This window comes from Tardiphaga sp. 215_C5_N2_1 (assembly GCF_052076055.1).
Lineage (GTDB): Bacteria > Pseudomonadota > Alphaproteobacteria > Rhizobiales > Xanthobacteraceae > Tardiphaga > Tardiphaga robiniae.
Window position 1 is genome coordinate 1,089,279 of record NZ_CP197240.1, and the last position, 21,864, is coordinate 1,111,142.

18 protein-coding genes and 1 tRNA gene are annotated in these 21,864 nt (G+C 62.6%); 6 read left to right on the plus strand and 13 right to left on the minus strand.

Annotated features, from left to right (window positions below):
• Window positions 1-59 precede the first annotated feature (59 nt).
• Both lpxD and AB7828_RS05060 read right to left on the minus strand, forming a co-directional pair.
• A complete protein-coding gene (lpxD, locus tag AB7828_RS05055; RefSeq protein WP_441229565.1) occupies window positions 60-1,103 on the minus strand; it encodes a UDP-3-O-(3-hydroxymyristoyl)glucosamine N-acyltransferase in 1,044 nt (347 codons plus the stop codon).
• Window positions 1,104-1,549: 446 nt separating this feature from the next.
• The gene (locus tag AB7828_RS05060) at window positions 1,550-1,765 is read right to left on the minus strand and encodes a hypothetical protein (protein WP_068730943.1); all 216 of its coding nucleotides are present in this window, start codon (window positions 1,763-1,765) and stop codon (window positions 1,550-1,552) included.
• Window positions 1,766-2,109: 344 nt separating this feature from the next.
• Between AB7828_RS05060 and AB7828_RS05065 the strand changes: the two genes are divergently transcribed.
• Entirely contained in the window at window positions 2,110-2,349 is a 240-nt protein-coding gene (locus AB7828_RS05065) for a BrnA antitoxin family protein (RefSeq protein WP_068730761.1), read from the plus strand.
• Window positions 2,350-2,371: 22 nt separating this feature from the next.
• Here AB7828_RS05065 and AB7828_RS05070 read toward each other — a convergent pair whose 3' ends face one another.
• From AB7828_RS05070 to AB7828_RS05105, 8 genes are all read right to left on the minus strand, one after another.
• On the minus strand, window positions 2,372-3,802 hold the full coding sequence (locus AB7828_RS05070; protein WP_244628508.1) for a caspase family protein: 1,431 nt from the start codon (window positions 3,800-3,802) through the stop codon (window positions 2,372-2,374).
• 130 nt (window positions 3,803-3,932) lie between these two features.
• Complete coding sequence (locus tag AB7828_RS05075) at window positions 3,933-4,811, minus strand: DMT family transporter (protein WP_231080736.1); 879 nt, start codon at window positions 4,809-4,811, stop codon at window positions 3,933-3,935.
• A gap of 221 nt (window positions 4,812-5,032) precedes the next feature.
• Window positions 5,033-5,530 (minus strand): hypothetical protein, encoded by a 498-nt coding sequence (locus AB7828_RS05080; protein WP_349768808.1) that lies wholly within the window; start codon window positions 5,528-5,530, stop codon window positions 5,033-5,035.
• A 22-nt stretch (window positions 5,531-5,552) separates the two neighbouring features.
• Window positions 5,553-5,912: a hypothetical protein gene (locus tag AB7828_RS05085; RefSeq protein WP_068730757.1), complete on the minus strand. Its 360-nt coding sequence runs from the start codon at window positions 5,910-5,912 to the stop codon at window positions 5,553-5,555.
• A 190-nt stretch (window positions 5,913-6,102) separates the two neighbouring features.
• A complete protein-coding gene (locus AB7828_RS05090; RefSeq protein ID WP_439071676.1) occupies window positions 6,103-6,690 on the minus strand; it encodes a formyltransferase family protein in 588 nt (195 codons plus the stop codon).
• 73 nt (window positions 6,691-6,763) lie between these two features.
• Window positions 6,764-6,838 (minus strand) — tRNA-Lys (locus AB7828_RS05095).
• A gap of 191 nt (window positions 6,839-7,029) precedes the next feature.
• Window positions 7,030-9,699 carry a glycosyltransferase gene (locus tag AB7828_RS05100; protein WP_441229566.1) on the minus strand — a complete coding sequence of 890 codons (2,670 nt, stop codon included), beginning with the start codon at window positions 9,697-9,699 and terminating at the stop codon, window positions 7,030-7,032.
• Window positions 9,700-9,899: 200 nt separating this feature from the next.
• Window positions 9,900-10,475 carry a beta-1-3, beta-1-6-glucan biosynthesis protein gene (locus tag AB7828_RS05105; protein ID WP_309943919.1) on the minus strand — a complete coding sequence of 192 codons (576 nt, stop codon included), beginning with the start codon at window positions 10,473-10,475 and terminating at the stop codon, window positions 9,900-9,902.
• A 220-nt stretch (window positions 10,476-10,695) separates the two neighbouring features.
• Here AB7828_RS05105 and AB7828_RS05110 point away from each other — a divergent pair, with 220 nt between their 5' ends.
• On the plus strand, window positions 10,696-12,345 hold the full coding sequence (locus tag AB7828_RS05110; RefSeq protein WP_441232197.1) for a glycoside hydrolase family 17 protein: 1,650 nt from the start codon (window positions 10,696-10,698) through the stop codon (window positions 12,343-12,345).
• Here AB7828_RS05110 and AB7828_RS05115 read toward each other — a convergent pair.
• A complete protein-coding gene (locus tag AB7828_RS05115; RefSeq protein WP_068730752.1) occupies window positions 12,305-12,685 on the minus strand; it encodes a hypothetical protein in 381 nt (126 codons plus the stop codon). The genes AB7828_RS05110 and AB7828_RS05115 overlap by 41 nt on opposite strands.
• 122 nt (window positions 12,686-12,807) lie before the next feature.
• Window positions 12,808-14,049: a hypothetical protein gene (locus AB7828_RS05120; protein WP_441229567.1), complete on the minus strand. Its 1,242-nt coding sequence runs from the start codon at window positions 14,047-14,049 to the stop codon at window positions 12,808-12,810.
• A gap of 171 nt (window positions 14,050-14,220) precedes the next feature.
• On the opposite strand from AB7828_RS05120, the gene glmU reads away from it, so the two are divergent.
• The 4 genes from glmU (at window position 14,221) to AB7828_RS05140 (ending at window position 18,759) form a co-directional block, all read left to right on the plus strand.
• Window positions 14,221-15,573, plus strand: a complete 1,353-nt coding sequence (glmU, locus tag AB7828_RS05125) for a bifunctional UDP-N-acetylglucosamine diphosphorylase/glucosamine-1-phosphate N-acetyltransferase GlmU (protein WP_441229568.1) — start codon at window positions 14,221-14,223, stop codon at window positions 15,571-15,573.
• Between the two features lie 16 nt (window positions 15,574-15,589).
• Complete coding sequence (locus AB7828_RS05130) at window positions 15,590-15,766, plus strand: hypothetical protein (RefSeq protein ID WP_441229569.1); 177 nt, start codon at window positions 15,590-15,592, stop codon at window positions 15,764-15,766.
• A 244-nt stretch (window positions 15,767-16,010) separates the two neighbouring features.
• Entirely contained in the window at window positions 16,011-17,837 is a 1,827-nt protein-coding gene (gene glmS / locus AB7828_RS05135; RefSeq protein ID WP_441229570.1) for a glutamine--fructose-6-phosphate transaminase (isomerizing), read from the plus strand.
• Between the two features lie 148 nt (window positions 17,838-17,985).
• Window positions 17,986-18,759 carry a DUF502 domain-containing protein gene (locus AB7828_RS05140; RefSeq protein WP_374725664.1) on the plus strand — a complete coding sequence of 258 codons (774 nt, stop codon included), beginning with the start codon at window positions 17,986-17,988 and terminating at the stop codon, window positions 18,757-18,759.
• A gap of 980 nt (window positions 18,760-19,739) precedes the next feature.
• Here the strand turns inward: AB7828_RS05140 and recG are convergent.
• Entirely contained in the window at window positions 19,740-21,845 is a 2,106-nt protein-coding gene (recG, locus tag AB7828_RS05145; protein WP_441229571.1) for an ATP-dependent DNA helicase RecG, read from the minus strand.
• Window positions 21,846-21,864: the final 19 nt, after the last annotated feature.

A 21,864-nucleotide genomic window follows, 5' to 3' on the forward strand; every position in this document is an offset into this window, starting at 1 on the left:
CCGGCCAGTCGATCATCCGTGCCTCGGCCGGCAGCCAGGTCCGGTGGTTTGCAGGTTCATCAATCGTTTGTCTCGCGGTCACCGGCCGCAAGCATTTCCATGGCCTTGTATTGCCGGAAAAACCTGCGGCTGGGCCGGGCCGGGAATCCTGCCCACCGCTCTCCTGCGGGCACGTCGCGCGTGACGCCGCTTGCACCGGCTATCTGTGCGCCGTCGCCGATCGTCAGATGAGGAGCAATTCCAGTCTGGCCGCCTATTGCAACAAAACTCCCGAGAGTTGCGGACCCGGCAATTCCGACTTGTGCGGCGATAAGGCAGTGCCTGCCAATCGTCACGTTGTGGGCGACTTGTACGAGGTTATCGAGCTTCGTGCCTTCGCCGATAAACGTGTTGCGGGTCGACCCGCGATCGATGGCCGTGTTTGCGCCTATTTCGACGCAGTCCTCAATAATGACGCCTCCGACCTGGAGAATTTTTATATGTCCGCCTTTGTCGGGCACGAATCCGAAGCCGTCCTGCCCGATCGATACGCCTGGATGGACAATGACGTGATTGCCGACGGTTGCGTGCGCAATGATAGCGCCGGCGCCGACCGAGCTATGGCTCCCGATGGTGACGTCTGGACCGATCACGACGTTTGACCCGATATAAGTGCGTTCACCGATCTTGGCCCGGGGACCGATCACTGCGCCGGGATCGATGGTAACCCCGCAATCGATGATGGCCGAAGCATGAATCGTGGCGTTCGGAGAAATGCCGACGGTCTCGAAAAGTGACCCCGGGATAGCCGCCCCTGGATAGAGCAAGGCGAGGATTCTCGAGTAAATCAAATATGGCTGAGGTGTCACAAAAGAGTAGGTCTCCTTTGGAACGGATGCGCTGAAGCGCGGGGAGACGAGACAAGCGCCCGCATTCGTCTGCCTCAAGGCCTCAAGATACTTGTGATTGTCCATATAGCTCAGCTCGCCGTGGCGCGCTGTCTCGAGCGCTGCTCCAGCCGAAATGAGGAAATCCTTTGTAACAAAAAGCAAGCCCGCGATGCCCGCGACCTCACTTGCAGCGATCGTGCGCTTAGGCACGAAGAAGGGAATTTGACCGGTCATGACCGACTCCAGTGCGGGTATCCCCTCGACCCGAGAGACGGCTTCTCCGCTGTAGACCCGACAGCTGGTTAGCACGGCTTGGGAACATCAGAAATGGCGAAGGTGTGACTGCGGCGTGGTCGTTACTTGGTGTACGCGTGACGGTGCAGAAATCGTTGCGCAGATTGCTGACCTTGACGCGTGCCGATGCTGCGCCGACGTAGACGCCGGTCGTGACGATATGCTGGCTAACTTCGGCGCGAGCGGCTGCTTTTGTTGGAGCGTCAACGACGCATGGGCGAAACTGGCTGCGTTCGCCTTACTGGGCGTTTTGGTTGTGCCATCCGCGTGGAAAGCAGCCCTCGGCGGGCAAGCAGAGGCACGGTGAATGTGATAGTCACAATCGGTGGCTTCCTCGGATCGCGGAGCAATCCAAGATCGGTTCACGCGGGTCCGCGCGAACAGCGCTAGTTGCAGACCGTCCGGCGAAAGGCATGCTTGGTCACAAAACCATAGCCGCATGTATCGCAGGTCCAGAGATAGCTGACGACGTCATCGGTGAGAAAGGCCGACGCCTCGGCAGCAATCATCGAGTCGGCACAAACGGGGCAGGTCGGAAGATCGCTGCCACGCGGCGCGGGATGGGACGTTTTGGTCGTACGGACTTCAGCTGATGCTGACATCGTGACCTCCTTCGTCGTCTCATCGGACATGACACGATCCTAATCCGATTTGTTTGACCGTGTCGCAACACAAATGCGTTGCTTTGAAGTTTTTTAAGTCAGCGCATGTTTGTGCCGCAGCGCGGTCACCTTTGTGCAATGCCACGTGCGTCACGGAGAACGCGCCTGTTACGATGAATGACATTTGTAAAATTTGCTGACATTGCCGGTCGTGCAGCAGAGGCGAGTAGCCGCCATATCGCGCCCTTGTGCGGACGCATCTTTGGCGACACCGCGGAAGCGATTGTGCAGCCGCTCAGCGGGCGCTATCTCTCGACGGCAACGTTTGAAGGAATCTGACCGAGATGGCACAGCCCCCGCGACGCCCGCGCACGCTCCAGGATGCCCGCACCGAGGCGGAGGCGGCGTTCAAGAAGACGACCACCAAACCGGTCGAGGCACCGGTCGCCAAGGCAGCCGTTCCCGGCGTGCGCGAACTGGTGTCGCTGCGGATCGATCAGGATGTGCTGGAATATTTCCAGCAGGACGGACCGGGCTGGCAGGACCGCATGAACGACGCGCTGCGCAAGGCGGCAGGCAAGTAAGCTGCCGCTCCAGGTAGCTGGCTTAGCGGTTCAGGAAGCCACCGACGACGCCGCCGATGAACCGGCCGGGACCGGCGGGATCGATGGCCGGGGCCGGGGCGGGCGCAGCTTGGCGCCGGACCACGGGCGCTTCCTCATAGGTCTGCTGTTGTACCTGGCGGCGCACCGGCTTCGGTGCGGGTGCCGGTTCCTCCTTCAGCGCGACGACCTCGGTGAGCAGTGCGGCATGCTGGACCTTGTTGAGATAGCCCGACGTCGGGTAACCGCGTGCCGCCTGCCACCGCGTGATCACGCCACGGGTCCCGGCATCGAAGCTGCCGGTCGCCTGGGTGTCGAAGCCAAGGCCATTGAGGCGGCGCTGCACGTCGCGCCGCTTCATCTTGTCGAGACCGATCTTGTCCTCGGTGAGCTGGTTGGCTTCCTCGGTAAACACGGCCTTGTCGACGCCCGGCGCAGCGGTACGCGGCGCGGTGGCGGCTTCCTGTAGCGCGGCGATACGGGCGAGGGCGAGCGGCTTGAACTGGCCGTTCGGGTACATCGAGATGTAGGCGTTCAGTTCCTCCGGCCGGTTCGAGTCCTTGATCGAGCGCCAGAACTCGAGCTCGACATCGGAGCCGGCGGTGGCAGCCGCGGGCATGGTGGCGGTGGGGCTGGCCGCGGCAACGGCGACCTGCGCCTGAACGTCTGGATTGAGATAGACTGCGCCGATCAGATTGGTGTGGCCCCAAGGCAGCTGGCCTTTGTTGGTTTCGTCCTGCACCTGTGCGCGCACTTTCGTCATCGCCTGCTGGATCTCGGCGCCGGGCGTGGTGATGTTGTTGAGCAGTGCGCGGGTGAACGGGCTGTTGCTTCCGCTCTTGCCGTCGAGGGCGGTCTGGCCGGGGCTGGTGGCGAATGCGATCAGCGTGCCTTCGCCGGATTTCATCTCCGCAAGACCGGACGACACCGCGACGCTGCGCGTGGCAGATCCGCTGGAGCGGATCTTGGCGGCAAACGGATTGTCGCGGCAGGCATCGAGGAATACCAGCTTCACCTTGGCATCGCCCATGGTCTGGTCGAGGGTGGTCTCGACATTGATCGCTGCGCCGAGCTTGACGTCCATCTCCGACTTCAGATTGGCATCGATCGGCAAAAGGTAGTTGATGTTGTTCACCGAGATACCGTGGCCGGCATAGAAGAACACCGCGACATCGGCGCCCTGCGCCTTGCGGCCGAAGTCGAGCAGCTTGTCGGTCATGCCGTCGCGCGTCAGGTTCGATCCTTCGATGACGTCGAAGCCGACATTGCGTAGCGCGCTGGCCATGGCCTTCGCGTCGATCGGCGGGTTCGGCAACGGATCGACATTCTTGTAGCTGCCATTGCCAACGACGAAAGCGACGCGCTTGTCGGCAAGCGCTGCATCCGCGCTGAACAGGATGGACAGCGCAGACAGGGCAAAAGCGAAATGGCGCACGATACGATCTCCCCCACGAATCCGGTCATTCGACCCTAGACACATTGGGAAAAGTACCAATTGCGGGCGTGCGCCAAAATGTCGAGACACGCACTCGGAGAATAAAATCGAAAAAGGGGAACCCGATGCGTCAGGCCGCCGCACGCACCGGCGGTCGATCGGTACTGAGCAGGTTCAGCGTGTTGCCGGCGAGAATGAGAGCTGCGCCGAGCAGTGTGAACATGTCGAGCCGTTCAGAGTATAGTAACCATCCGATGGTGGCACTGAGTGGTACGCGCAGAAAGTCCATCGGCACGACCACCGTCGCATCGGCATAGAGCATCGCGCGCGCCATGCAGAAGTGGGAAAACGTGCCGCAGAAGGCGACCACGAAAAGCCAGCCCCAGACATAGGCCGATGGCCACTGCCAGGAGTATAGCGCGGGGAAAACGCCGGCCACCGACTGCACCACGATCATCCAGAAGATGATCTTCAGCGCGCTGTCCGTGCGCGTCAGTGACTTGATCAATGTGATCGATATGCCGAAGCCAAACGCGGCGGCCAGCGCGATCAGCTGGCCGGGATTGACGACGCCCGTGGTCGGGCGAACGATGACGATCACGCCGATCAGGCCGAGCACGATGGCGACGATCTTCCAGAGCGTCATGCGCTCGCCGAGAAAGAACGCCGCCATGATCGCGATCCAGATCGGCATGGTGAACTCGATGGAGACGAGCTGGCTCAGGGGAATGAGCGTGAGTGCGTAGAACCAGCCGAGCTGCGCGCCGTAATGCACGAGGTTGCGCGACACATGCGCCAGCGGCCGTGTGGTCTTCATGGCGCGAAAGCCGCCGTTGAAATACAGGATCGGCAACAGCATGACGAAGCCGAAGACGGAGCGGATCTCCATCACCTGGAAGACATTGAGTTCGCGCAGCGTCTCGCGACCGCCGATGGCGACGAACAGCATCAGAAGCAGCCAGCCGGACATCCACAGCGCGGCGCGGGCCTTCGACGGGGGGCGATCCATAATCCCTGAGAACCAGTTTCTTGCGCTGCAACGATTCACGCAGCGGTGTAGCTTTACGGACAGGCTCTATCGGCGACATCGCCCGGCTTTGCAACGGACGAATCCGGTGGGGCTGCGTTGCGAGAGATCGTGCGGACGCTCTCAGTCAGAGGACATACAGGCAAAACAAAACCCCGGCTGTTTGAAACAACCGGGGTTCTAATTCCAAACGTGCGGAACGATCAGCTGCGGCTGAGCGAAATGCTGGCGCCCCTGAACTGGCCTTCGGAGGTGATCGAGACCTGCTGCTTGTTACCGGTCGTCGTCAGGATCAGCTTCGCGCTGAAGGCTGGCGATGAAACGTCAACATTGAACTTGCCGGCGGTTGCCCGACCCTCAAGCGACCCTGTCACGCCGCGGGTCGTCTCAGCCCAGCTGCCAGACAGCTCGCCGCCTCTGGACTTCACGTCGCTCTTCAGTTCGAACTTGTAGCTGTCGCTGGCGCAGAGCAGGGACTGGTTCAGTCCCGCGCCGTCGCCGCTCACGGCATAGGTCGCCTTGCAGCGAATGCGCTCCTTGGAGCCGTCCTCGAGCGAGATCGTCCCGTTACCCGACCATACTCCGGCCATACCGGCGAACGGCGCTGACTGGGCATATGCCGACGCAGACGTCAGACCGAGCGTGGCGCAGAGCACCGCCGTCCGAACGAGCGAACGCGGAGAGGTCGAGGTAGGCATCATGAGGAGCATTCCTGGTTGGGGATTACTGACGCGAAGCTTCCCACCGACCGCTGCAGGGGACGCCGCCCGAGGCGCCGTTCCACTTGCCCGATCCGGTGTTGCCGGACAGCTGGCCGTTGGCGAAAGCAGGTCCGATCGATACGCGTACGGTGCCTTCGCGGCCAACCTTGCCGTTGACGTCGGCGCCGGGCGCAGTGATGCGGCCTTCGGTGACGGTCAACGGATAGCGAGCCGTCGGCTCGCAGCTGCCGGTCTTGGTAACGATGGTCACATTCCAGAGCCCGTCATAGGCATTGTCGGCTGCGAACGAAGGAGCCGAAATCAACGCTGCGCTGGCAATCAGCGAAACGGACAAGGCGGAACGGATGCGGTCAAAACGCATTGAATCAAATCCTCGATGTTGTGATGGCCACCTTATTGGGGGGTAATGTGTCCAAAATTTGCTGCGTTGCCGCATAGACCCAAAACAACTCACGGGATGCAAGCCGCGACGGGCAAATTGGTTCCCTTTATTGACAGATTTGGTTGATTCGGGCGGGTTCCGGCGCCTTTTTAACCAGTTTTGGAGGCTTCTAGGCCAGTTTTGGCGCATTGGTCGCGAATTGCTCGTCCTGGTAGGTTGCGGGCAAACGCTTGTGGACAGTCGCGAAGTCCACGACCTCGCCGAGCAGCTTGAGGCCCAGCGGCGCCAACGCGCGCTCCCAAAGTTCGCGAGCGGTTTCGCCTTTTTTCACGAAGCACCATTCCTGCGCGGCGATGGCGCCACCGTCCATGACATCGGCAAGGTGATAGATGGTGCCGCCGGCGATCGGATCGCCTTCCTTGATGGTCCATTCCACGGCAGCGATGCCACGGTGACGGGGCAACAGTGACGGATGGTAGCCAATGCCGCCAAGGCTGGCTGCGGCGAGCGCATCCTTGCCGATGCGGGCGTGGCTGTGCGCCGTAATGATCAGCTCGGTGCCCTCGGCGATCTCGGAGGCCACGACGAGCTTCGGATTGGCCTGGACTGTTACCGGGATGCCGACAGCCTTGGCGGCTGCGGCGAGACGGTCCTCGGCATCTGCAACCACCACGGACGCGATCTCGACGTTGTGGGTCTTCAGCATATCGAGGGTCGTGACGCCGAAGTGTTTGGAGCCGACGAGGGTAATCCGCATGTTCGATTGTCCGGTGTTCAGAGGCTGAGGATGGTGTGAAAACCGGAAGTTCCGGCGTGGCTCATCGCGGTGATGGTGGGCGGGGAGGGGATCGAACCCTCGACCAGTCGATTAAAAGTCGAATGCTCTACCACTGAGCTACCCGCCCTAAAGTGCCGTATTGACGAAGCTAAACGGAGGAAACCGACCCTTGCGGGGCGCGGTGAGGCCGATCAGCCACGGCCGCGATGGCGCCCGCAATGCAGCGTATCGCGTGACCGGCTGTGTAAAAGGCGGGTCCGCCGGGGTCAAGGGCAGGGCTTGATGTTATGGACATGAACCGCGCCCCATTGGCGCGGTTCAGCTTGCTTCGCGCTGGGCCTCGGGACGGGACACGTCGATCGGCGGCATCGCCACCGGGCGAAGGCCGATCAGCTCGGCCGTGCGGACCGTCGTGTTGCGCCACCACTGGAAGTCATTGGCGCGTGAATTCTCCAGGATGGCAATCATCACCGCCGACAGGAACGGCAGGCTCTGCAGCACCAGCACGCCAGCGAAGATGTAGATCTCGGTGACCTGCTTGGAGTTGTTGGAAAACACCAGCACGCCGCAGCTGATCAACAGAAGCACACCGATCACCGCTTCCCAGAACGCCTGGAATTCGATCGACATGGTCGACTTGCCGCCCTTGGAGGTCACGGTGAAGGGCAGGTGATCCTTGATCAGGCCATCGGCGACGGCGCGCGACACGGTCCACTGCACCGACATGGCGGCGATCATCGCGCCCAGCATCTGCCACAGGCCGATCTTCACGCGCAGCCGGTACAAGACGATGAAGTGCGCCAGCGACACCACGAATGACGCGATGATCGGCAGCGTCAGGATCTTGTCGGGGATGGCGATATCGGCGAAGGCGATGATCGGCACCCAGATGATGTTGAGGATCGCCACCACGACGCCGAGGCTTTCGGCGCCGAGCCAGTTTAGCCAGCCCATGCCGAATTCGCGCTTCTGGTCCTGGGTCATGCGGCTCGCGCCGGGCATGAAACGGCGCCAGTGCTTCTTGATGATCTGGAAGCCGCCATAGGCCCAGCGATGACGCTGTTTCTTGAACGCCTCATAGGTGTCCGGCAGCACGCCGTAGCCGTAACGTTCCTTCGTGTAATGCGTCAGCCAGCCATGCTGCATGATGGCGAGGCCGAGATCCGAGTCCTCGCAGATGGTGTCGCCGGCCCAGCCGCCCGCCATGTCCATCGCGGAGCGACGAATGAGGCACATGGTGCCATGGACGATGATCGCATTGGCCTCGTTGCGCTGGACCATGCCGATGTCGAAGAACCCGGCATATTCGCCGTTCATGATGTAGTGCATCAATGAACGGTCGCCGTCGCGGTGGTCCTGCGGCGCCTGCACGAGGCCGACGCGCGGATCGTTGAAGGCTGGGACGAGATCCTTCAGCCAGTTCGGCTCCACCACATAGTCGGCGTCGATGATGCCGATCACCTCGGCATCCGCCGCGGTGCGGTCCATGGCGATGCGCAGCGCGCCGGCCTTGAAGCCTTCGACCTTCTCCGCATTGATGAAGATGAACCGCTCGCCGAGCATGCGGCAATGATCCTGGATCGGCTGCCAATAGGCCGGATCCGGCGTGTTGTTGATGATCACCACGCATTCGAAATTCGGATAGTCGAGCCGGGCAACCGCATCCAATGTCAGCTTCAGCATGTCGGGCTGTTCGCGATAGGCCGGAATGTGGATCGAGACCTTCGGGTAGTTCTGCTCGGCGTCTGCAGCGGCACGCAGCTTTTCGCTGCGTTCGGCTGTCAGCAGCCGCAATGGCTTCCGGCCGAAGGCGATGGCCGCAATCTCCTCAATGCGCGCCAGTGCGATGAGGAGCAGCGGGATCAGCAGGATGCAGCCGAGTGTGAGGGCGAAGGCCGATCCCCAGACGAAATAGTGGGTCTGCTGATAAGCGAAGATGGTTGCCGCCCAGGCGCCAACGGCATTGGCTGCGGCCGAGAGCACGAGAGCCTGCATCGCTGTCGCGCCAACGATCTGCAGGATCGGCAGCGACAGCAGGATGCCAACCAGAAGCGCAATACTGGCGTTCTTCCAGTGGTCCGGATCCACGACCGGACCGGTCCATGGGAATTTCGGTTCCCGCGAGGCGTTGAGAACGCCCCAATAGGGGCCGACGCCGCCTTCGAAGAATTTCCAGGGCTGATCGATGGCTTCGACGATGTTGTAGTCCATGCCGATCGCTTCAGCGCGGGTCACGAAGTTGCGCAGCACGACGGCCTGCTTGAAAGAGCCGGGCACGGCCCTGCGCAGATTGTAGCCTTCGCTCGGCCAGCCGAATTCGGCGATCACGATACGCTTGCCGGGAAAGGTCTCGCGCAGCACGCCGTAGAGATGAACGGCCTGGTCGACGGCCTGGGTGTCGGTGAAGTTTTCCCAATAGGGCAGGATGTGCGCGGCGATGAAGTCCACCGACGAGGCGAGCTGCGGATTGTCGCGCCAGATGTTCCAGATTTCACCGGTCGTGACGGGAACCGTGACCTGGCGCTTTACCCGGCGGATATATTCGACGAGGTCCTCGAGCTTGAGTTCATCGCGATACAGCGTTTCGTTGCCGACGACGATACCGATGACATTCGGGTTCTTCTTCGCAAGCTCAACGGCGGAGGCAATTTCACGCTCGTTGCGATCCGCGTTCTTGTCGATCCAGGCGCCGACGGTGACCTTGAGGCCGAACTCGTTGGCGATGGCGGGTACCATTTCCACGCCGCCGGTCGACGAATACAGACGGATGGCACGGGTGATGGTCGACAGCTTCTTGAGGTCGGCGCGAATCTTCTCGACGGTCGGAATGTTGTCCACGTCGGGATGCGCTGTACCCTCGAACGGCGCATAGGAGAGGCTGGGAATCATGCCCTTGAAATCGGGAGCTTCCTGCTTCTCGCGCAATACGCCCCATAGGGCGGCATGAACGGCGGTCACGAACAATAAAACGGCGACGACAGCGCGCATCGCAACTGAACCATAACGGGGCGAGCGTGGCCGGGAAGCGGACCCGTCCCCGAGGTCCGACCAGTACAACGGTAACGGAGACTATATCCGCCACACGAATTAACAACTCATACGCTGCCGTGGCCTTTTGAGGGCGGCACCATTATTCAAATGCGATTAGGCGCCGCCAGCTGAATGCCGCCTGAACAGAGCGCGCCACATTACTTCGGCGTTTCAGCAGGCGGTTTGGCGTCCGGCTGCGGAGCGGCCGCCGGCGCTGCGCCGCCACCGGCAGGCGCAGGCGTTGCCGGCTGGCTCAGCGCGGCAGGCTGCGGCTGCGCGTTCGGATTGATCCAGCAGCCGTGGACGCGGCTGTTGAGACTGTCCGCAATTTTCGGATCGATCAGCGGGCCGAATTTGACCAGGCAGCGGAACGTTGCCTGCACATGACCGCCGGGACAGCCGAATCGGTCGTAGAGATCGAGGTGACGGAACGCGGTGTCGAGATCGTCGCGCCACATCAGCACCACGACGCGGCGGCCAAGCCAGACGCATTCGGGATTGCCGGCAGGACCATTGATCGCCTGGGTCGCCTCGACGAATTCGTCGGATTTCTTCTGGCTCTCACGGGCAACGTCGGCAGGCGTCACGGGCGCATTTGCCGCAGGCTTCTGATCCTGTGCGCGAACTGGGCCGCTCTGGGCCAACGCGCAGCCAACACCCAGCAGCAGAGCAAGGCCTGGAACGGCGAGACAACGCAGAACCGCAGATTGGAACCCGAACACCAGTCGACGCATAAAGTCCCCGATAAGTTGGCTGCCAGGCAGTTCTGACGCCCTCGCCAGATGCCGTTCAATTGGGCCCCCAATACGGCGGCGACCACGGCTGAATCCCATGACGGACATTTTTGATTTTGTCCAGCAACGCCGGAAGTTTGTCTGATTTTCGTGGCGGGTCGGGCCGACAAGTCCGTGATTGCCGGCATGATGCACTTGGCAGATTGGCGACGACCGGCTAATCGACGGACGACTTTGGAGGACGGAACCAATTTCCACCCGCACGCCGCTGGCGCTTCTCATCCTTTCCCTTGGTACGATCGCAGCGGTTTGGTGGTGGCTCGCCACGCCGGTCACGCTGGTGCGCGCGCCGATCGATCCCGCCGCCAAATTGGAATGCGTCTCCTATGCGCCGTTCCGTGGTGAGCAGACGCCGTTGAACTCGACCGCCGTTATTCCGGCGAGCCAGATTGCCGCCGACATGGCGCAACTGGCCGGGATCACCAAATGCGTGCGGACCTATTCCATCGATAACGGCCTTGATCAGGTGCCGGAACTGGCCGGCAAGGTCGGACTGAAGGTCATTCAGGGCGTGTGGCTCGGGAGCAACCGGCTCAAGAACCTGGCGCAGATCGCCGGCGTCGTGGACCTCACCAAGCGCTTTCCGAATGTGATCACCAGCGTGGTCGTCGGCAACGAGGTGCTGTTGCGCGGCGAGATGACGGCGGCCGATCTCGTCGGCAATATCCGCTCGGTGAAGGCGCAGGTCGGCAAGATCCCCGTGACCTATGCCGATGTCTGGGAGTTCTGGCTGAAGAATCGCGAGATCTATGACGCGGTGGATTTCGTCACGATCCACATCCTGCCCTATTGGGAGGACTTCCCAATTCGCGCGAAGAGCGCCGCCGCCCATGTGGACTCGATCCGCAAGCGTCTCGCCGTGGCGTTTCCATCCAAGGAAATCCTGATCGGCGAAACAGGTTGGCCGAGCGCCGGGCGGATGCGCGATGGCGCGTTGCCGTCGCGCACCAACCAGGCACGGGTCGTGTCCGAAATCCTCGATCTGGCCAAGCGCGAGGGATTCCGTGTCAATCTGATCGAAGCCTATGACCAGCCGTGGAAGCGCGACCTTGAAGGTACAGTCGGCGGCTATTGGGGCCTGATCTACGATCAGCCGCGCGAATTGAAGTATCCACCGGGCGTTCCGATTACCAATTATCCGTCGTGGAAGCTGCAGATGGGGCTCGGCATGGGCCTGAGCTTCCTGGTTTTCGTGACGGGCATGTTGACGCTTCGTCGACGGCCATGGTCGCCGCGTCTGTCGGCCTGGGTGACCGTTGCCGTATCGGCCACGGTGGCCGGCATCCTGCTGGGCGTTGCTGCAGACAAGCTGATCTATGAAAGCTATGGCGTCGGCCGCTGGATCCAGTGGAGCGCGCTGCTGGCCGCCGGTGTCGCGTCGCCGCTGCTGTGCGCCTATGCGACGATGTCCGGCCGCTCGCTGCCGACTTTTCTCCAACTGGTCGGACCGAGCCGGTTCCTGACCCGCTCGGTGTCGACGGTGCTGCTCGGACTGACCCTGGCTGTGGCGGCGCTGATCGGCGCCGAGACCGCACTCGGTTTCGTGTTCGATCCGCGTTACCGCGACTTTCCGTTCGCCGCGCTAACCATGGCGGTGGTGCCGTTTGCGGGACTGATGGCCGTCAACCGTCCGCAGGAAGGCGTACGGCCGATCGCCGAGTCGGTGTTTGCCGGAGTGCTCGTACTGTCGGCCGTGTATATCGGCTTCAACGAAGGGCCGGATAACTGGCAGTCGCTGTGGACCTGCGCGATCTATCTGCTGTTCGGCATCACGCTGTGGCGGGCGCGGGCCGCGCAAAGCCCAGAATAAGCAGGCCGATCGCGATGCCCGACAGGGCGACGTTATAGAGCACGATCCCGAAACCGGCTGCGATCAGTGCGACAGTGATGAGCACGATCGATGGCCGCAGCAGATTCAGCGTCGCAATGACGATCGCGGCGATGCCGAACACCGAATTCTTGAACAGATAGGTCATCACCAGCCGGCTCTTGCACAGGGTGCTCTGCAGGCCGGCGTCGCAGGCGAGCGCCGTCGTCGACAATTCGATGGCGAGATAGCGCAGATAGATGGCGTAGCCGACGGACAGGAAGCCGACGATGAGAAGCCATTGCACCTGACGGGCGGTGAGCTTGAACGGATCTTTTTTCATGCGGAAACCATGGTTCAAAACGCGGTGCGGAACAACCCGGCATGCGGTCGCGGTGAGAGGTCGGACCTAGATAACACTTTAGCCGCGCACGCCAAGAGATTGAAAATCTGATCTTTTGATCCTTAACGCAGCCCCAGGAACGAGGTCAGCGACGATTGCGGCTTGGGCGGCGCAACTTCTTCAACGGGTTTGGGCGGCGGCGCTTGTTCGGTGCGCTCCTGTGGCTTCGGCGCGGCGCGCCTGCGTGGCGCCGGTCTGGCTGGTGCAGGCGCAGCTTCCGCGGGCGCCGTCTCGGCCTTCATAGCAAGGCGCTGACCATCGAAGATCGACGTCTCGCAGAGCCGGCTGCTTTCGGTCAGCGCGGCGCAGATCTTCGCGGCGGCTGCAGCATCGCTGAGTGGACCGGCGACAAGGCGCAGTTGCATGCCGAGTCCGGTCGGGCGTTCCTTCACCATCATGATTGGGCGCAGTCCGTTCAGCGCGCGTGACTTGGACATGCCGCGCCAGATCGCGCGCAGGCCGTCCACCGAATTGGCGCCGCCGATATCAACGCCGAACTCCGTGCGCGCGACCGGCGTCGCCACGGCTTCGACGGCTACGGGGGCGGGCTCGGGCGCGGCCGGTTGGACCGATGCCGTTGTCTCCGGAGCGGCCGGAGGAGCTTCGATGGTCGGCGCCGGTTCGCTCAATTTGGCGGCCGCAGCGTCGGGCGGTGCCGTCATCGATTTCCATGCAACGAGCGGCGCAGAGGCTGGTGGATTGATTGTCGATGAAGCCGCTGCTTGCGCCGGTTTGGCGGCTGTCGTTTCGGCAGGCGGCGCGATGACAGCCACGGGACCGATGACCGGCGTCGACGGAATGCTCGGAAGCTCTGCCACCGGCTTTGGCTCGGTGGCTGCCGGCGGGGCAACGACGGATGCGGTGGCAGATGGCTGCGGTGCTGGCGTGGTTGTGGCGGCTGCCGGCGTTGGAATGGTCTGGCGCTTGATCGAACCGGTGACTGAATCCAGTCCCTGTTCGACCGAGGTGACGCGGGCATAGAGCCGGTCGCGATCGCTGTTCAGCGTCTCGATGGCCAGCGTCAGGCGCCGGGCCTCGGCCTGGGTCTCTTTGGTGACGAGCTGGATCTGCTGGGCCTGCCGCGCGAAGGTATCGGATGTGGCGACCTGATCGCGGCGCAACTGGACCTGCGACTGGCTGGCCAGAATGGCAACCACCACCGCACCCACGGCGGCAACGCCCCAGGAGCCCAGCCGCCACATCATGCGGCGGTCGACCTTGTCTTCCTCAGCCAGAAATCCGGTCAGCCAACCGCTATGCTCGGCTGAGAGAGTATCGGCCCACTTGTCGTGCTTATCCGCCATTCGACGTCTGCGTCGCCCCATCGCCCCTGCGAATCACAGTTCAACATTATCAGGAAACCGGCGGGAACCTGAGGTTGTCGGGCCACACGGCGCGCCAAACCGGTTTCCAGATTGGCCCAAAACCATTTAAGACGGCCGCGGCGCATGAGCGCCGCCACAACGGGGATTCGGATGACGGGCAGAACCAGCCTCACCATCGTGCTCGCGGCCGGCGAGGGAACGCGGATGCGGTCCTCGACGCCGAAAGTGCTGCATCAGGTCGCCAGCCAGTCGCTGCTGGGCCATGTGCTCGCGGCGTCGCCTCATGGCGCAGGCTCTGCACTGGCCGTCGTTGTCGGTCCCGATCGTCAGGACGTGGCGGATGAGGCCAGGCGGGTGCGGCCCGATGCCGCAACATTCGTTCAGCACGAGCGTCTTGGCACTGCCCATGCCGTGCTGGCGGCAAAGGACGCCATTGCAAAAGGCGCGGACGATCTGCTGATCGCCTTCGGCGACACGCCGCTGATTTCAGCCGAGACGTTCGAGCGTTTGCGTGCGCCCTTGAAGGCAGGTGCTGCGCTGACCGTGCTCGGCTTTCGTGCGGCCGATCCGACCGGTTATGGCCGGCTCCTGGTCGAAGGCGATCAGCTCGTCGCGATCCGTGAACATGCGGATGCCACACCGACCGAACGCGAGGTGGATCTCTGCAATGCCGGCGTGATGGCATTCGCCGGCAAGACCGCGCTCACAATCATCGAGCAGATCGGCACGTCCAACAGCAAGGGCGAATACTATCTCACCGATGCCGTGGAGATCGTGCGCAGCATGGGCTTGCGGGCGAGTGTGATCGAGACCAGTGAGGATGAAGTCCGTGGCATCAACACCAAGGCGCAGCTCGCGGAAGCCGAAGCGATCATGCAGGCAAGGCTGCGCAAGGCCGCGCTCGACGCGGGCGTGACCATCGTCGCGCCGGAGACCGTGCATCTCGCGGCCGATACGATGTTCGGCAACGACGTCACCATCGAGCAGTATGTGGTGATCGGGCCCGGCGTCAGTATCGCTGACGGCGCTGTCATTCACGCCTTCTCGCACATCGTGCAGGCGGCGATCGGCAAGAAGGCCTCGATCGGTCCTTACGCACGCATCCGGCCGGGAACGTCGGTCGGCGAGGGCGCGCGCATTGGCAACTTCGTTGAAGCCAAGGCGGCCATTCTGGAAGCGGGCGTGAAGGTCAACCACCTGACCTATGTCGGCGATACGCATATCGGCGCCGGCGCCAATATTGGCGCGGGCACCATCACCTGCAATTACGATGGCTTCAACAAGAGCAAGACGATCATCGGTGCCGGTGCCTTTGTCGGTTCGAATTCGTCGCTGGTCGCACCGGTGAAGATCGGTGCCGGCGCTTACATCGGTTCGGGCTCAGTGATCACCCGCGACGTGCCGGACGATGCGCTTGCGGTAGAGCGCAACGAAGTGTCGATGAAGGAAGGCTGGGGCAAGCGCTTCCGCGACAAGAACGTGGCGAACAAGAAGCCGAAGTGAGCGCGCGGTGTTCGCGATGACGTCAGGTCACTGGGGTCTTCAGGTGCCAACCACGGCGTATCGGGCGCTTGGCGACAATTTCTTCCTGCGGCGTATGGGGCTCAGCGACATGCGGTTTCACCGCAATATCACGCTGCGGCGGCGGCCAATGCGCCAGTTTGCTCTGCGACATCTCGACATGTCGCAGCCGTGATCCGGCGATCGATCGGGGGGCTCTGGGGTCTCGCTCCTCCCACATGGACGTCTACTCCGGTCAGGCGTAGATGCTTCCGCAAACACGTTGATGGTTTGTTAAACGCGTCGCGCAAAATGCCCCTACAACCGCGGTAACTTGTCTCAATCGGCAATAATTATTGAGTAACAGTCGATTTGCGATTCTCGCTAAGAGAGTTCCAGTATTTCTGGGCAATTTGATACCACTTGGAGAGATACACCGCATGTGCGGCATCGTCGGAATTTTGGGACGCGGTCCGGTTGCTGACCAGATCGTGGACTCGCTGAAGCGCCTCGAATATCGCGGCTACGATTCCGCTGGCGTTGCCACGCTGGAAGGCGCGCATATCGATCGCCGCCGCGCCGAAGGCAAGCTGAAGAATCTCGAAGCCAAGCTCGGCAAGTCGCCGCTGGCAGGTCATATCGGCATCGGTCACACGCGCTGGGCGACCCATGGCAAGCCGACCGAAGCCAACGCGCATCCGCACGCCGCTGAAGGCGTCGCGGTCGTGCATAACGGCATCATCGAGAATTTCCGCGAATTGCGCCTCGAGCTCGAAAAGGGCGGCGCCAAGTTCGCGAGCGAGACCGACACCGAAGTCGTCGCGCATCTCGTCAGTTCCTATCTGCAGAAGGGTGCATCGCCGGTCGATGCCGTGAAGCAGGCGCTGCCAAGGCTCAAGGGCGCGTTCGCATTGGCTTTCGTGTTCAAGGATCACGACAACCTGATGATCGGCGCCCGCAAGGGCTCGCCGCTTGCAGTCGGCTATGGTGACGGCGAGATGTATCTTGGCTCCGACGCAATTGCGCTGGCGCCGTTCACCGACGACATCAGCTATCTCGAAGACGGCGACTGGGTGGTGCTGACCCGCAAGGGCTGCGAGATCCACGATGAATCCGGCAAGGTCGTGAAGCGCGACGTGCTGAAATCCGGAGCGTCGGCCTTCATGGTCGATAAGGCCAACTATCGCCACTTCATGGCCAAGGAAATTCACGAGCAGCCGGAAGTCGTCGGTCACACGCTGGCGCGTTATGTCGATCTGGCGAACGAGCGCGTTGCGCTGCCGATGATGCTGCCGTTCGACTTCAAGGACATCCAGCGCATTTCGATCACCGCCTGCGGCACTGCGAGCTATGCGGGTTTTATCGCTAAATACTGGTTCGAACGCTTTGCGCGCGTTCCGGTCGAAGTCGATGTGGCATCTGAATTCCGCTATCGCGAAGCCCCGGTACGCAAGGGCGATCTGGCGATCTTCATCTCACAGTCCGGCGAGACGGCCGATACGCTGGCAGCACTGCGTTACGCCAAAGAGCAGGGCATGCACACGCTCGCTGTCGTCAATGTCACGACCTCGACGATCGCGCGCGAGAGCGAGACCGTGATGCCGACGCTGGCTGGTCCGGAAATCGGCGTGGCTTCTACCAAGGCTTTCACCTGCCAGTTGATGGCGCTGGCGACGCTTGCGATCGCAGCCGGCAAGGCCCGCGGCGAGCTGTCCGACGCCGACGAAGCCAAACTGGTTCACGGTCTCGTCAAGGTCCCCCGTCTGATGACCGACGCGCTGACGCACGAAGCTGCGATCGAGAAGCTGGCGCGCGACATCGCCAAGTCGAAGGACGTGCTTTATCTCGGCCGCGGCACCAGCTATCCGCTGGCGCTGGAGGGCGCGCTGAAGCTGAAGGAAATCTCCTACATCCACGCCGAGGGCTATGCGGCCGGCGAACTCAAACACGGCCCGATCGCGCTGATCGACGAGACCATGCCGGTGGTCGTTATCGCGCCTTATGACCGGGTGTTCGACAAGACCGTGTCGAACATGCAGGAGGTCGCAGCGCGCGGTGGCAACATCATTCTGATGACCGACGCCAAGGGCGCCGAGGAGGCCACCGTGGACTCCATGGTGACCATCGTGATGCCGGATATGGACGCAGCCTTCACGCCGCTGGTCTACGCCGTGCCGGTGCAGTTGCTCGCCTATCACACCGCCGTGGTGATGGGCACTGACGTCGACCAGCCGCGTAATCTGGCGAAGTCGGTCACGGTGGAATAGGCCGGCGAGGCGGCAAGATTGTCGCAGGCGGCCGGTTTGGCCGCCTGGCGCCGCCAAGTGGCTTCCCCCGCACTGGCGAAATCCTGCTAGGATACCCATAAGGACTGACGGCGCGGTTTCGCGCGCCGCGCCAGATGGATTTGAAACGCTGATGGAACGCCCCGATTTGCCGTTGACCCCGCCCGTTGGCGACCCGCCGCCCGAGGCGCCGCGCGGCTTCATGGCCCGGATTCGCAACTATTTCCTCACCGGCCTGATCGTCGCGGGTCCGGTCGCGATTACCTTTTACCTGACCTGGTGGTTCGTCACCTGGGTCGATGCGATCGTGCGGCCGCTGGTACCGGAGGCCTATCGGCCCGAACAGTATCTGCCTTACGGTATTCCGGGCTCCGGCCTGATCGTCGCTTTCGTGGCGCTGACCCTGCTGGGTTTCCTCACCGCCAACCTGATCGGCCGCTCCCTGGTCGATCTCGGCGAGAACCTGCTTGGTCGCATGCCGGTGGTGCGCGCGATCTATCGCGGGCTGAAGCAGGTGTTCGAGACATTGTTCTCGGGTTCGGGATCGAGTTTCCGTAAAGTCGGCCTCGTCGAATTCCCGTCGCCGGGCATGTGGTCGATCGTGCTGATCTCGCAGCCGCCAAGCACCGAAGTCGCGAAGAGCCTGCCGGGGCAGGAGGAGCACATCTCGGTGTTCCTGCCTTGCGCGCCGAATCCGACGACAGGATTCTTCTTCTATGTGCCGAAGAGCAAGATCATCGACATCGACATGTCCGCCGAGGATGCCGCCACGCTGATCATGTCAGCGGGCGTCGTCCAGCCGGGCTCCGATTCGCAGAAGAAGATCGCAGCATTGGCGCAGATGGCAACGGCGGCGGGTATCGCGAATGCTCCGCCAGCGAAGCAGCCAGCACAGGTGGATTAGGTCGTAGAGCTTTCTTTCCCTCCCTCAAGCGGCGAAGCCGCGCAGTGGGGAGGGTGGATCGACCGCGGAGCGGTCGAGACGGGTGGGGTGGTGCCACGAACGCTGTCCTCGCATGGGGAGAGACCCCACCCCGGCCTATCGGCCGACCCTCCCCACTGCGCAGCTTCGCTGCTTGGGGGAGGGATATCGCGGCCGCCTGCGCGTCTCAGCTTCTTCGAATGTCAAACAGCCACTGTTCTTCAGACATGCGTCATCGCCTCCGTTGTTTGCGGCGCGGGGGCGCCGTCGTCGCTTGCATTCCTACCCTCCCTTGAGAGGGCGTGCGGAACGCCGGGTGCCCGATGCACCCTTGGGCCTGATGCGATGCGGTCTTCCGCAATCTGGAGTGCATCAGGACTTTCGGAGGCGTCAGGCAAATGCCCGACGTTCCGCCTGCGGTGTTTTTTCGGTTGCTTGCACTTTGCCTCGACGAACGCTCCGATCGCGAATTAAAGTCCCAAGGCGATGGGAAGGGAGCCTCAAGCGACTGGGCCGAACGCGTTTTGACTTGGTCGTCCGTCACACTGTCCAGGGGTCTTTCCATCCGAAGGTCGGCCGTCTCCTTGCCAGTGGCAGTGCTGGCGCAGATCCGTCCTGCCCGAAGACAGACGTTACCCGTGAACCGCGTGACGCCGCATCTCCGGCGTCCACCGCATCCCACCCCGCGAACGTGACGATCGCGATCGCCCCTCTCGGTGGGGCAGGACGTTGGAGAATATAATCCATATAGGGATCTTGTCAACGGGAGATAGGAAAAAATATTTGAAGGTGTTTCTTCGCCACAAACTCGTCATTCCGGAGCGGGATCGGCGCCGCAGGCGACGGGACCGGGCCCGGAATCTCAACGTTGGAGTCTCCGTAGAGCTAAACACTCCGGGATTCCGGGTTCGCGCCGGCCCGCTTCGCGGTCCGTTGCGCCCCGGAATGACAAGAAAGCGCGGCTATCCCGCACCGATCAGCGGGATGGCCTCGTCGCGCTCGTACAGATACAGCAGGCAGCGCAGCGCTTCGCCGCGCTCGCCCGTGAGTTTCGGATTGTCCTGCAGAATCCGCAGCGCCTCGTCGCGGGCTTGCGTGATGAGCTGTGCATGGACTTCGGACCGCGCGATGCGGAAGCCGGGCATGCCTGATTGCCGTGTGCCGAGCACATCACCTTCGCCGCGCAGCTTGAGGTCTTCCTCGGCGATCCGGAATCCGTCGGTCGAATCCTTGATGACCTTGAGGCGCTTGGTGGCGATCTCGCCAAGCGGTTCGCGATAGAGCAGGAGACATGTCGATGCCTCCGAGCCGCGCCCGATACGGCCGCGGAGCTGATGGAGTTGCGCGAGGCCGAAACGCTCGGCATTCTCGATTACCATGATGGTAGCGGCGGGCACGTCGACGCCGACTTCGACGACGGTCGTGGCGACCAGTATCTGGGTCTCGCCGGCAGCGAAGCGTGCCATCGCCGCATCCTTCTCCGCCCCCTTCATCCGGCCATGTACGATGCCAACCTTGTCGCCGAACCGCTGCTGCAGGCTCTCGAAGCGCTCTTCCGCATTGGTGAGTTTCGGGCCGTCCATCTCGGACTCTTCGACCAGCGGCACGATCCAGTAGATCAGCTTGCCGTTGTCCACCGCGCGGCCGATGCCGTCGATGACTTCCTGCAGCCGGCTCGCCGACATAGTGCGGGTCTCGATCGGCTGGCGGCCCGCAGGCTTTTCGCGAAGTTCTGAGATGTCCATGTCGCCAAAGTAAGTCAGCACCAGCGTGCGCGGGATCGGCGTCGCCGACAGCACCAACACATCGACCGCGCTGCCCTTGTTGGTCAGCGTGAGACGTTCGCGAACGCCGAAGCGGTGCTGCTCGTCGACGACAGCCAGTGCGAGCGCCTTGAATTCCACATCGTCCTGAATGAGCGCATGCGTGCCGACGATGAAGTCGATCTCGCCGGCGGCAAGCCGCGCCAGGATATCCTTGCGTTCGCGGCCTTTCTCGCGGCCGGTGAGGATGGCGACGCGCAGGCCTGCGCGTTCGGCCAGCGGCGTGATGGTCTTGATGTGCTGGCGCGCGAGAATTTCCGTCGGCGCCATCAAGGCTGTCTGCTTGCCGACCTCGGCGGCGGCTGCAGCGGCAAGCAGCGCCACCACCGTCTTGCCCGAGCCGACATCGCCTTGCAGCAGCCGCAGCATGCGCAGCGGCTTGGTGAGATCATCGGCAATGGCCGCGGTCGCCTGCTGCTGCGATTGCGTCAGCGCATAGGGCAGGGCGTCGATGATCTTGCGGCGGATGTGGCCATCGCCAGCATTGCGATCGCCGGCAGGACGACGGAGTTGCGCGCGCACCAGCGCCAGCGCGAGTTGGCCGGCGAGCAGTTCATCGAAAGCGAGACGCGACCAGAACGGGCCTTGCGGCAGGACATCCGTGATCTCGACCGGCACATGGACACGCTGCAACGCCTCCGCCAGTGACGGGAACTTGCAGCGCCGGATCACTTCCGGGCTGATCCATTCCGGCAGCGCCGGCAGTTTGGTCAGCGCCTGCGCGATGGCCTTGCGCAGCGAGGTGATGGCGAGGCCCTGCGTCAGCGGATAGACCGCGTCGATGCCCGTGAGTTTGGCGAAGCCCTCCTCGTCGACCACGCGGTCGGGATGGGTGATCTGCAGCATGCCGTCGAACAGCTGCGTCGTGCCGGACACATAACGTTTCTCGCCAACCGGCAGCAGCTTTTCGATCTGGCCCGGATACGTCCGGAAATAGGTCAGGATCACCGTGCCGGTGTCGTCGTGGGCATAGACCAGATGCGGCGCGCGGGAGCGGCCGGGCGGCGGTTCGCGATGGCGATCGACAATGACTTCGAGGGTCACCATGGCGCCGATCTCGGCCTCGTTGATCTTCGGCCTGTCGCGGCGGTCGATCACGCTGACGGGGAGATGCAGCAAGAGATCGACGATGCGCGGCGTCTCGGCGCGGTCCAGCAGGAAGCGCAGCAGCTTGTCCTGCTTCGGCCCGATGCCCGACATGCTGGTGACCGGGACGAACAGGGGATTGAGCACTTCAGGGCGCATCAGGACGACTCAGGTGGCC